This window comes from Deltaproteobacteria bacterium, from assembly GCA_028818775.1.
Classification (GTDB): domain Bacteria; phylum Desulfobacterota; class Binatia; order UBA9968; family JAJDTQ01; genus JAJDTQ01.
On the sequence record JAPPNE010000052.1, the window covers coordinates 39,132 to 51,447 of the forward strand.

The 12,316-nt window shown below is 65.2% G+C and carries 7 protein-coding genes; all 7 read left to right on the plus strand.

What is annotated here, in order from left to right; genetic code table 11:
- Nucleotides 1-11: 11 nt before the first annotated feature.
- The 7 genes from rpoB (at nucleotide 12) to rplC (ending at nucleotide 12,316) form a co-directional block, all read left to right on the plus strand.
- Nucleotides 12-4,106, plus strand: a complete 4,095-nt coding sequence (rpoB, locus tag OXU42_06005) for a DNA-directed RNA polymerase subunit beta (protein ID MDE0028933.1) — start codon at nucleotides 12-14, stop codon at nucleotides 4,104-4,106.
- Nucleotides 4,107-4,115: 9 nt separating this feature from the next.
- Nucleotides 4,116-8,243, plus strand: a complete 4,128-nt coding sequence (gene rpoC / locus OXU42_06010; protein ID MDE0028934.1) for a DNA-directed RNA polymerase subunit beta' — start codon at nucleotides 4,116-4,118, stop codon at nucleotides 8,241-8,243.
- Nucleotides 8,244-8,318: 75 nt separating this feature from the next.
- On the plus strand, nucleotides 8,319-8,690 hold the full coding sequence (rpsL, locus tag OXU42_06015) for a 30S ribosomal protein S12 (protein ID MDE0028935.1): 372 nt from the start codon (nucleotides 8,319-8,321) through the stop codon (nucleotides 8,688-8,690).
- A gap of 4 nt (nucleotides 8,691-8,694) precedes the next feature.
- Nucleotides 8,695-9,165 (plus strand): 30S ribosomal protein S7, encoded by a 471-nt coding sequence (gene rpsG / locus OXU42_06020; protein MDE0028936.1) that lies wholly within the window; start codon nucleotides 8,695-8,697, stop codon nucleotides 9,163-9,165.
- An 81-nt stretch (nucleotides 9,166-9,246) separates the two neighbouring features.
- Nucleotides 9,247-11,328: an elongation factor G gene (gene fusA, locus OXU42_06025; protein MDE0028937.1), complete on the plus strand. Its 2,082-nt coding sequence runs from the start codon at nucleotides 9,247-9,249 to the stop codon at nucleotides 11,326-11,328.
- Between the two features lie 36 nt (nucleotides 11,329-11,364).
- Nucleotides 11,365-11,673, plus strand: a complete 309-nt coding sequence (rpsJ, locus tag OXU42_06030) for a 30S ribosomal protein S10 (GenBank protein MDE0028938.1) — start codon at nucleotides 11,365-11,367, stop codon at nucleotides 11,671-11,673.
- Between the two features lie 13 nt (nucleotides 11,674-11,686).
- Entirely contained in the window at nucleotides 11,687-12,316 is a 630-nt protein-coding gene (rplC, locus tag OXU42_06035) for a 50S ribosomal protein L3 (GenBank protein MDE0028939.1), read from the plus strand.

Below are 12,316 nucleotides of genomic sequence, written 5' to 3' on the forward strand. Positions count from 1 at the left end.
AAGGGGAGCCCATGCCGGTCCAGGTGGCCAACAATGTGAGATTGCGCCGGGATTTCGGGCGGATCAAGAAGATCATCGATCTTCCTTACCTCATCGAGATCCAGAAGAACTCCTACGACCTTTTTCTGCAGCGGGACGTTCCGGAAGACCAGCGCCAGGACATCGGTCTGCAGGCGGTCTTCAAGTCCGTTTTCCCCATCAAGGACTTCAACGACACCGCTTCCCTGGAGTACGTCAACTACTCGCTGGGGGAGCCCAAGTACGACGTGGACGAGTGCCACGAGCGCGGCATGAACTTCGCCGCGCCCCTCAAGGTCACGGTGCAGCTCGTGCTATGGGACGTCGATGCCCAGACCGGCGCGCGCAGCATCCGTAACGTCAAGGAGCAGGAAGTCTACTTCGGTGAGGTGCCGTTGATGACGCGCAACGGCACGTTCATGATCAACGGCACCGAGCGCGTCATCGTGAGCCAGCTCCACCGCTCTCCCGGAGTCTTCTTCGAGCACGACAAGGGCAAGACCCACGCCAGCGGCAAGTTCCTCTACTCGGCCCGGGTCATCCCCTACCGGGGCTCCTGGCTCGACTTCGAGTTCGACCCGCGGGACATCCTCTTCGTGCGCATCGACCGCCGCCGGAAGTTCCACGTCACGGTTCTGCTGCGCGCCTTGGGAATGCAGCCCGAGGAGCTTCTCAACTACTTCTACAAGACCGACACGGTGGTGTGTGATGCCGAGCGCCCGATGCTCGACGTCAAGCCGCGCCAGCTCGCGGGGCTCAGGGCCACCCGCGACGTCAGGGATCCCGAGTCCAACAACCTGATCGTGCGCGAGGGCCGCCGCTTCACGCGCGCGGTCTTGCGCCAGTTGGACAACGCCGGCATCCGCCAGATCCCCATCGCCTGGGAAGATGTCCTGGGACGGGTGGCGGCTCACGATGTCGTCGACCCCGAGACCAACCACGTCATCGTCGAGTGCAACGAAGCCGTCACCGAGGAGAAGCTGGACCAGCTCCGGGACAGCGGCGTGAAGCGGCTGGAGCTGTTCTTTCTCGATGACGCGGATACGGGGCCGTACCTGCGCAATACGCTCCTGCAGGACAAGATGCAGTCCTGCGACGACGCGTTGCTGGAGATCTATCGGCGCCTGCGGCCCGGCGATCCCCCGACCATGGAGACCGCCACGACCTTCTTCAACAACCTGTTCTTCAGCCCGGAACGCTACGACCTGTCGAGGGTCGGGAGGCTGAAGCTCAATCACCGGCTCAAGCTGGACGTGCCTCTGGAGCACGGAGCGCTGCGCAAGGAAGACATCCTCGAGGTCGTCCGCTACCTGATCACCCTGAGGAACGGCAACGGCTCGGTGGACGACATCGACCACCTGGGGAACCGCCGCGTGAGGCCGGTGGGCGAGTTGGTGGAGAACCATTTCCGCGTCGGGCTGGTGCGGATGGAGCGGGCCATCAAGGAGAAGATGAGCCTCCAGGACATCGACACGCTCATGCCGCAGGAGCTGATCAACCACAAGCCGGTGTCCGCGGCGTTGAAGGAGTTCTTCGGCTCGAGCCAGTTGTCGCAGTTCCTGGACCAGACCAACCCGCTGTCCGAGATTACCCACAAGCGGCGGCTGTCGGCGCTCGGCCCCGGCGGGTTGACCCGGGAGCGGGCGGGTTTCGAGGTACGCGACGTCCATCCCACGCACTACGGCCGGGTGTGCCCCATCGAGACGCCGGAAGGACCCAACATCGGCCTCATCGCCTCCCTGTCCACCTATGCGCGGGTGAACGAGTTCGGCTTCATCGAGACGCCCTACCGGGAGGTGGGGGACGGCAAGGTCACCGACCGCATCCACTACCTTTCCGCCCTGGAGGAAGAGGACCACGTCATCGCCCAGGCCAATGCGGCCCTCGACGACGAGGGCGGGTTCACCCAGGACCTGGTGTCCGCGCGCAAGGCGGGCGAGTTCGTGATGGCCCGTCCGGAAGACGTCAACTTCATGGACGTGTCGCCCAACCAGCTCGTGAGCGTGGCGGCCTCGCTGATCCCGTTCCTCGAGCACGATGACGCCAACCGGGCCCTGATGGGCTCCAACATGCAGCGCCAGGCCGTGCCCCTGCTCCGTACGGAGGCGCCGCTGGTGGGTACGGGAATGGAGCGCGTCGTCGCCCGCGACTCCGGCGCCACGGTGGTGTCCGAGCGCGGCGGCGTCGTCGAGAGCGTCGACTCCACGCGCATCGTCATCAAGGCGGATACCCCCTCCGGCGCCTATGCCGACACGGGGGTGGACATCTACGGTCTGGTCAAGTACCAGCGCTCCAACCAGAACACCTGCATCAACCAGCGCCCCATCGTCCGTGTCGGCGATCACGTCGGCGAAGGGGACGTGGTCGCGGACGGGCCTTCCACCGAGATCGGAGAGCTCGCCCTGGGACGGAACCTGCTCGTGGCGCTGATGCCCTGGGGCGGCTACAACTTCGAGGACTCCATCCTGATCAGCGAGCGCGTGGTCAAGGAGGACATCTACACTTCGGTGCACATCGAGGAGTTCGAGTGCGTCTCCCGGGACACGAAGCTGGGGCCGGAGGAGATCACCCGGGACATCCCCAACGCGGGCGACGAGGCCCTCGCGGACCTGGACGAGAGCGGGGTGATCCGCATCGGCGCGGAGGTCAAGCCCGGCGACGTGCTCGTGGGCAAGATCACCCCCAAGGGGGAGACCCAGCTCTCGCCGGAGGAAAAGCTGCTGCGCGCGATCTTCGGCGAGAAGGCGGGAGAGGTGCGGGACTCGTCGCTCAAGGTTCCTCCCGGCGTCGAGGGCACGGTCATCAACGTGCGCATCTTCTCGCGCAAGGGCATGCCCAAGGACGAACGCACCCTGCTCATCGAGAACGAGGAGGTGGCGCGCCTCGGCAAGGACCAGCACGACCAGATCCGCATTGTCCAGGAGAACGCGGTCAAGCGCCTGAAGGAGTTGCTGGTGGGCCGCCGTGCCGGCGCGCGCCTGACCGATGAGAACCGGAAGGTGCTGATCGCCAAGGGAGACGAGCTGACGGAGGAGTTGCTGCAGAGCATTCCTCTCTCCTTCCTGGCGGACCTCAAGCTGGAGGACCCGGAGCTGGAGAGCGAGGCGGGCCGCATCATCGCGAGCACGTCGGCTCAGGTGGACTCTCTCAAGATGCGCTTCGAGGACAAGATCAGCCGCATCACCAGCGGAGACGATCTGCCTCCGGGCATGATCAAGATGGTCAAGGTCCTCGTCGCCATCAAGCGCAAGCTGCAGGTGGGCGACAAGATGGCCGGACGCCACGGCAACAAGGGCGTGATCTCGTGCATCCTGGCCGAAGAGGACATGCCGTATCTGGAGGACGGGACCCCGGTGGACATGGTGCTGAACCCCCTGGGGGTTCCCTCCCGCATGAACGTCGGGCAGATCCTGGAAGCCCATCTAGGCTGGGCCGCGCGCAGCCTCGGGCGCCAGATCGACGTGCTGCTCGACCAGAAGTCGTCCGAGCTCGCGGTCCGGCTGAAGGATTGCCTTGGCCAGGACGAGTCGGACAAGGTCGCCCTCGATTCCCTTCCGGGAACCGACGTACGCCGTCTGGCGGACAAGTACCGCCAAGGCGTTCATCTGGCCTCGCCCGTGTTCGACGGCGCGCGCGAGGGCGAGATCTTCAACCTCCTGAAGAAGGCGGACCTGCCGGTGACGGGCCAGGTCACGCTGTACGACGGGCGCAACGGCGAGCCTTTCGACGAAAAGGTGACCGTGGGCGTCATGTACATGATGAAGCTGCACCACTTGGTGGACGACAAGATCCACGCGCGTTCCACCGGCCCGTACTCGCTGGTGACCCAGCAGCCGTTGGGCGGCAAGGCCCAGTTCGGCGGGCAGCGGCTGGGGGAGATGGAGGTCTGGGCCCTGGAAGCGTACGGGGCCGCCTACACGCTGCAGGAAATGCTGACGGTCAAGTCCGACGACGTGGCCGGGCGCACGCGCATGTACGAGGGCATCTTCAAGGGCGATCACTTTCTCGAGCCGGGCTTGCCGGAATCCTTCAATGTCATGGTCAAGGAACTGCAGAGTCTGTGCCTCGACCTGGAGTTGGTGGAGTAAGGAGGCGTCATGGAAGAAGTATACAGTCTCTTCGAGAAACCCAAGAACCCGCTCAGCTTCCAGGGAATCAAGATTGCCCTCGCCTCCCCGGAGAAGATCCGGTCGTGGTCCCACGGCGAGGTGCGCAAGTCGGAGACCATCAACTACCGGACCTTCAAGCCGGAGCGCGACGGTCTGTTCTGCGCCAAGATCTTCGGCCCCACCAAGGACTACGAGTGCAACTGCGGCAAGTACAAGCGCATGCGCCATCGTGGGGTGGTGTGCGAGAAATGCGGCGTGGAGGTGATCCAGTCGAAGGTGCGCCGCGAGCGCATGGGGCACATCGAGCTGGCCACGCCGGTCGCCCACATCTGGTTCCTCAAGAGCCTGCCGAGCCGCATCGGCGCCTTGCTGGACCTGTCGCTCAAGGACCTGGAGAAGGTCCTCTACTTCGAGTCCTACGTCGTGCTGGACCCGGGCTCCACCAAGCTCCAGTACAAGGAGTTGCTGACGGAGGCCCGCTACCGCAAGGCGCTGGAGGAATACGGCTCCGACTTCACCGCGCAGATGGGGGCCGAGGCGATCCGCGAGCTCCTGGGCCACATCAACGTCGAGGAGCTGTCCGGGGAGCTCAAGGCCGAGCTCAGGGACGCCAATTCGGAGGTCAAGCGCAAAAAGCTGGCCAAGCGGCTCAAGGTCCTCAGCGCTTTCCGCAGCTCCAAGAACCGCCCGGAGTGGATGATCCTGGAGGTGATTCCGATCATACCTCCGGACCTGCGTCCTCTCGTTCCGCTGGACGGCGGCCGTTTCGCCACCTCCGATCTGAACGACCTCTACCGCAGGGTGATCAACCGCAACAACCGGCTCAAGCGCCTCATGGAGCTGAACGCGCCCGACATCATCATCCGCAACGAGAAGCGCATGCTGCAGGAGGCGGCGGACGCCCTGTTCGACAACGGACGGAGGGGCCGGGCCATCACCGGGCCCAACCGGCGGCCGCTCAAGTCGCTCAGCGACATGCTCAAGGGCAAGACCGGCCGGTTCCGCCAGAACCTGCTGGGCAAGCGCGTGGACTACTCGGGCCGCTCGGTCATCGTCGTCGGTCCCGAGCTGCGGCTGCACCAGTGCGGCCTGCCGAAGAAGATGGCCCTGGAGCTGTTCAAGCCCTTCATCTACAACAAGCTGGAGGAACGGGGCTACGTCACCACCATCAAGAGCGCCAAGAAGGCCGTGGAAAAGGAGCGCCCGGAGGTCTGGGACATCCTGGACGACGTGATCAAGGAGCACCCGGTGCTGCTCAACCGCGCGCCGACGCTGCACCGGCTGGGCATCCAGGCGTTCGAGCCCGTGCTGATCGAAGGCAAGGCGGTCCAGTTGCATCCGCTGGTGTGCGCCGCCTACAACGCGGACTTCGACGGCGACCAGATGGCCGTCCACGTGCCGTTGTCGGTGGAGGCGCAGGTGGAGGCGCGCGCCTTGATGATGTCCACCAACAACATCCTCTCGCCGGCCAACGGCAAGCCCATCATCGTGCCCTCGCAGGACATCGTCCTGGGCCTCTACTACCTCACGCGCGAGCGGCCCAACGTCAAGGGCGTGGGCCGGGTGCTGGCGAGCCCGGCGGAGGTCCGCATCGCCTACGATCAGGGCGAGGTGCACCTCCAGGCGCGGATTCGCGTGCGTATCGAAGGCCAGATGTACGATTCCACGGTGGGGCGCGTGCTGCTCTACGAGATCGTGCCGCCGCAGATTCCGTTCCGTGAAGTCAACCACGTGATGAAGAAGAAGGAGCTGGGCAATCTCATCGACTTGAGCTACCGGCTCGCGGGCAACAAGGCCACGGTCATCTTCGCCGACAAGCTCAAGGACACGGGCTACGGCTACGCCACCAAGGCGGGCGCGTCCATCGCGCTCAAGGACATGGTGATCCCGGCCAGCAAGGAGCGGCTGCTGAAGCAGGCGTACGGCAGCGTCCAGGAGATCGACGAGCAGTACAACAACGGCCTCATCACCGACGGCGAGCGCTACAACAAGGTCGTGGACATATGGGCGGAGGTCACCGACCGGATATCCGACGAGATGCTGCGCGACCTCGGGACGGAGACCGTCACGGATGAAGATGGCCGCACCATGCGGGTGCCCAACTTCAACCCGATCTTCATGATGGCGGACTCGGGCGCGCGCGGCAGCGCGCAGCAGATCCGGCAGCTTGCCGGAATGCGCGGCCTGATGGCGAAACCCTCCGGGGAGATCATCGAGACGCCCATTACCGCCAACTTCCGCGAGGGGCTGACGGTCCTGCAGTACTTCATCTCCACCCACGGAGCCCGCAAGGGACTCGCGGACACCGCCCTCAAGACCGCCAATTCGGGGTACCTGACGCGGCGGCTCGTGGACGTGGCGCAGGACGCCATCATCACCTCGGATAACTGCGGCACCCTGGACGGCATCGAGATGGCCCCCCTCATGGAGGGCGGCGAGGTGATCGAGCCCCTGGGCGACCGCGTCCTGGGGCGGGTGGCGCTCGAGGATATCAAGGACCCGTTCAGCGGCGACGTCATCGTCAAGGCGAACCAGGAGATCGACGAGGCCCTGGTGCAGCGCATCGAGGACGCGGGCCTGGAGCGCATCTGGATACGCTCGGTGCTGACCTGCCAGTCCAAGAAGGGCGTGTGCGTGATGTGCTACGGCCGCGATCTCGCCCGGGGCGAGATGGTGAACGCCGGCGAGGCCATCGGCGTCATCGCGGCGCAGTCCATCGGCGAGCCCGGCACCCAGCTCACCATGCGCACCTTCCACATCGGCGGCACCGCGAGCCGGCGCGCCGAGCAGACCACCCTGGAGCCGCGCACGGACGGTTACGTGAAGCTCATCAACGTCAGCACCGTCACGGACCGGGACGGCGAGCTGGTGGTCATGAACCGGAACGGCGAGATCGCCATCGTCGACTACCCCGAAGGCTCGGACAAGTCCCGGGAGCGGGAGCGGGAGCGTTACCCGCTGGTCTACGGCGCCAAGCTCAAGAAACCCGACGGTGACGCGGTGCAGGCGGGCGAGCTGCTGGCGGAGTGGGACCCGTACACGATCCCCATCATCACCGAGATCTCCGGTTCCGTGAAGTTCGGCGACATCCTCGAAGGGACCACCATGGAGGAGAAGGTGGACGAGCGCACCGGTCTCTCCACCAAGGTCATCGTGGACTTCAAGGACATCGACAAGCGCCCGCGCGTTTCCATCAAGGACGACGCCGGCAAGACGCTCCGGCTCCCGAACAACGCGGAAGCGCGCTACATGCTGCCGGTGGGCGCCCACATCAACGTCGCCGAGCATCAGGAGGTGACCGCGGGCGACGTGCTGGCGAAGATCCCGCGGGAGACCACCAAGACCAAGGACATCACCGGCGGACTGCCGCGGGTGGCTGAGCTGTTCGAGGCCAGGAAGCCCAAGGAGTTCGCGGTCATCAGCGAGATCGACGGCGTCGTGTCCTTCGGCCGCGACACCAAGGGAAAGCGCAAGGTCGTGGTCACGCCCGACATCGGCGAGCCGCGCGAGTACCTGATTTCCAAGGGGAAACACATCAGCGTGCACGAGGGCGACCGGGTGCGCGCGGGCGAGGCGCTGATGCAGGGCTCCTCCAATCCGCACGACATCCTGGGGATCCTCGGGGAGAAGGCGCTGGCCAAGTACCTCGTGGACGAGATCCAGGAGATCTACCGGCTGCAGGGCGTGCGCATCAATGACAAGCACATCGAGGTCATCGTCAAGCAGATGCTCCGGCGCGTACGCATCAAGGAGAGCGGCGACAGCGAGTTCCTGGTGGGCGATCAGGTGGAGAAGTGGCGCTTCGAGGAAGAGAACCAGCGCGTGCTGGCGGAAAGCGGCAAGCCGGCGGTGGCGGAGCCGCTTCTTCTGGGGATCACCAAGGCGTCGCTGTCCACCGGCAGCTTCATCTCGGCGGCCTCGTTCCAGGAAACCACCAAGGTCCTGACGGAGGCGGCCATCAACGGCCGGCTCGATCCGCTTTCCGGGCTGAAGGAAAACGTGATCATGGGGAAGCTGATTCCGGCGGGCACCGGTCTGGCCGAGTACAACGCCCTGAGCATCGAATCCGACGAGGAACTGGAGGAGATCGACGTCTCCGAAGTGGAAGTGGCCTGATAGTTGACAACTTACGGAAGTTCCGATAAAATCGGCGGTTTATTGCAGGTGGCCTGACCACCACGGGAAACGTGTATGCCTACGATCAATCAGTTGGTGCGCAAGGGGCGCGAGATTCAGAGAAAGAAGAATACGGCCCCGGCGCTGCAGGGGTGCCCGCAGAAGCGGGGCGTGTGCACGCGCGTCTACACCTCGACCCCGAAAAAGCCCAACTCGGCGCTGCGCAAGGTCGCCCGCGTGCGGTTGACCAACGGCAGCGAAGTGACGTCCTACATTCCCGGCATGGGGCACAACCTCCAGGAACACTCCGTGGTCTTGATCAGGGGAGGCCGGGTGAAGGACCTTCCGGGCGTGCGCTACCACATCATCCGCGGAGCGCTGGACTCCATCGGGGTCCAGGAGCGCCGTCAGGGCCGCTCGAAGTACGGGGCCAAGAGGCCGAAGTAGAGACATGCCGCGCAAGGGTGAAATAAAGCGGAGAGAGCTGCTGCCCGATCCCAAGTACGGGGACAAGCTCGTCACGAAGTTCGTCAACAACATGATGAACCGGGGCAAGAAGAGCACCGCCGAGGGCATCCTGTACCGTTCGCTGGACATCATCGCGGACAAGGCCAAGACGGAGCCGCTGGGAGTGTTCAAGCGGGCGGTGGACAACACCAAGCCGATGGTGGAAGTCCGGTCGCGGCGGGTGGGCGGCGCTACCTACCAGGTGCCGGTGGAGGTGCGTCCGGACCGGCGGCTGTCCCTCAGCCTGCGCTGGCTCATCAGCGCCGCCAGGGCTCGGAGCGAGAAGTCCATGGACGAGAAGCTCGCCGCCGAGTTGATGGACGCGGCCAACCAGCGCGGAAACGCCGTCAAGAAGAAGGAAGACACCCACAGGATGGCGGAGGCGAACCGCGCGTTCGCCCATTACCGCTGGTAGCCACCAGAACAGACATCGTCAGTGAAGGAGGCGGTTGAACCGCCTCCTTTTTTTGCCGTCGTCCAGAAGACGCCAACGACCATGAGCAGACAGATACCACTCGACCGGACCCGCAACATCGGGATCATGGCCCACATCGATGCCGGCAAGACCACCACGACGGAACGCGTGTTGTTCTACACCGGCATCAACTACAAGCTGGGGGAAGTGCACGACGGCACCGCGACCATGGACTGGATGGTCCAGGAGCAGGAGCGCGGGATCACCATCACGTCCGCGGCCACCACTTGTCACTGGCGCGACCACCGGATCAACATCATCGACACCCCCGGCCACGTGGACTTCACCATCGAGGTGGAGCGTTCGTTGCGGGTGCTGGACGGAGCCATCGCGGTGTTCTGCTCGGTGGGTGGGGTGGAGCCCCAGACCGAAACCGTGTGGCGGCAGGCGGACAAGTACGGCGTCCCGCGGATCGCGTACATCAACAAGATGGACCGCGTCGGCGCCGACTATTTCCGGGTGGTGAAGATGATCGAGGACCGGCTCGGAGCCCGGCCGCTGATCATCCAGCTTCCGGTGGGAGCGGAAGACCACTTTCAGGGGGTGGTGGACCTGGTGCGGATGAAGGCCCTGCTCTGGGACAACGAGAATCTCGGCGCCAGCTACCGGGAAGCACCCATACCGGAGGAGTTGCGCGCCCAGGCGGACGACTACCGCGATCTTCTGTTGGAGACGCTGTCCGATTGCGACGAAGACATCATGACCGCCTATCTCCAGGGCGAGGAGATCTCCGAGGAGCGGCTGGTCCGGGCCATTCGCGGCGCCGGGCTGAAGCTGGACATCGTCCCGGTGCTGTGCGGCGCGGCCTTCCGCAACAAGGGGGTGCAGCCCTTGCTGGACGCGGTCATCGACTACCTCCCCTCGCCGCTGGACGTGCCGCCGATCCAGGGGACCGTTCCCGGCCGTGGCGACGAAGCCGTGCGCGAAACCTCCGACGACGCTCCGTTCGCCGCCCTGGCATTCAAGATCATGGCCGATCCGTTCGTGGGGTCGTTGACCTTCTTTCGGGTCTATTCCGGGACCCGGAGTTCCGGGGCGTTCGTCTACAATGCCTCCACCGGCCAGCGGGAGCGTCTCGGCCGCATTCTCAAGATGCACGCCAACAAGCGCGAGGAGATCGACGAGGTCTGCGCCGGGGACATCGCCGCCGCCGTCGGGCTGCGCAGCGCCAAGACCGGCGACACGCTGTGCGACGAAGCCAACCCCATCCTCCTCGAATCCATCGATTTCCCCGACCCCGTCATCGCCATCGCCATCGAACCCAAGTCCCGCGACGACCAGGAAAAGCTGGCCACCTCCCTGCAGAAGCTGGCCAAGGAGGATCCGTCCTTCCGGGTGAGCGTCGACCAGGAGACCGGCCAGACCCTGATCTCGGGGATGGGCGAGCTGCATCTCGAAGTGATCGTCGACCGGCTGCTGCGGGAGTTCAAGGTGGACGCCAACGTGGGCAAGCCCCAGGTGGCGTACAAGGAGACGATCCGCCGCGCGGTGGAGCAGGAGGGCCGGTTCGTGCGGCAGTCGGGCGGCCGCGGGCAGTTCGGCCACGTGTTCCTGCGCATGGAGCCCCAGCCCACGGGCAGCGGGTCCGAGTTCGTCAGTGCCATCAAGGGCGGCGTCATTCCCCAGGAGTATATCCCCGCGGTCGAGAACGGCGTCGTCCAGGCCATGAGCAACGGCGGCCTGGTGGGATATCCGGTGGTGGACGTGAAGGTCACGCTGCTCGACGGCAGCTACCACGAGGTGGACTCTTCGGAGATGGCGTTCACCATCGCCGGCTCCATGGCGTTCAAGGAGGGGCTGCGCAAGGCCTTGCCGGTGCTGCTGGAACCGGTGATGGACGTGGAGGTGGTGGTGCCGGAGGAGTTCATGGGCGACGTGATCGGCGACATCAGCTCGCGCCGGGGAAAGGTCCTGGGAATGACCTCCAAGGGAAACTCCCAGGTGATCGAGGCGCGCGTGCCGCTGTCGCGGATGTTCGGCTACGCGACCGATTTGCGGTCGCGGACCCAGGGCCGGGCGACCTACACGATGCAGTTCTCGCGCTACGAGGAAGTGCCCGAAGGCGTGATGGACGACCGGGCCGGCCGGGAGGCGCGCGCCTGACGCGGCCGTGCCACGCGATGCGACAGGGGTGAGGGCGTGAACGAAAAAATCCGTATTCGGCTCAAGGCCTACGACTATCGGGTCCTGGACCAGTCCGTGGGGGAGATCGTCGAGACCGTCAAGCGGACGGGCGGCCGGGTCGCCGGTCCCATCCCGCTGCCGACGCGCATCGAGAGGTTCACGGTGAACCGATCGCCGCACGTGGACAAGAAGTCACGCGAGCAGTTCGAAATGCGCACGCACAAGCGGCTTCTCGACATCCTCGAACCCACCCAGCAGACCATCGACGCCTTGGGCAAGCTCGACCTGGCCGCGGGCGTCGACGTGGAGATCAAGCTTCAATAGGGTCACGAATATGATGGGTCTCATGGGAACAAAGATCGGCATGAGCCAGGTCTTCGACGACACGGGCAACGTGATCCCCGTGACCGTGGTGGAGACCGGCCCGTGCGTGGTGGTGCAGAAGAAGGACGTCGCCAGGGACGGATACAACGCGCTGCAGCTTGGCTTCGGCAGGCAGAAGAACCAGCGGGTGAACCGCCCTCTGCGCGGCCACATGGCCAAGGCGGAGAAGGGTTCCTTCCGGTTCCTGCGCGAGTTCCGGGTGGACGACGTCTCGGGCTACGAGGTGGGCCAGGAGCTCACGGTGACGGATCTCGCCGGGCCCGGAGACCTGGTGGACGTCACCGGCACCTCCAAGGGGCGCGGCTTCTCGGGGGTCATGAAGCGGTGGGACTTCCGCGGTGTCTCCCGCACCCACGGCACCCACGAGTATTTTCGCCACGGCGGCTCCATCGGCGCCTGCGCCTATCCCGGGAAGGTGTTCAAGGGAAAGCGGATGGCGGGGCACTGGGGCAACGAGAGGGTGTCGGTGCAGAACCTGCGGGTGGTGGGCGTGCGTCCCGAGCAGAACCTTCTCCTGGTGAAGGGCGCCGTACCCGGCGCCAACGGCGGGATGGTCCTCATCCGCCGCGCGGTCAAGGGATAG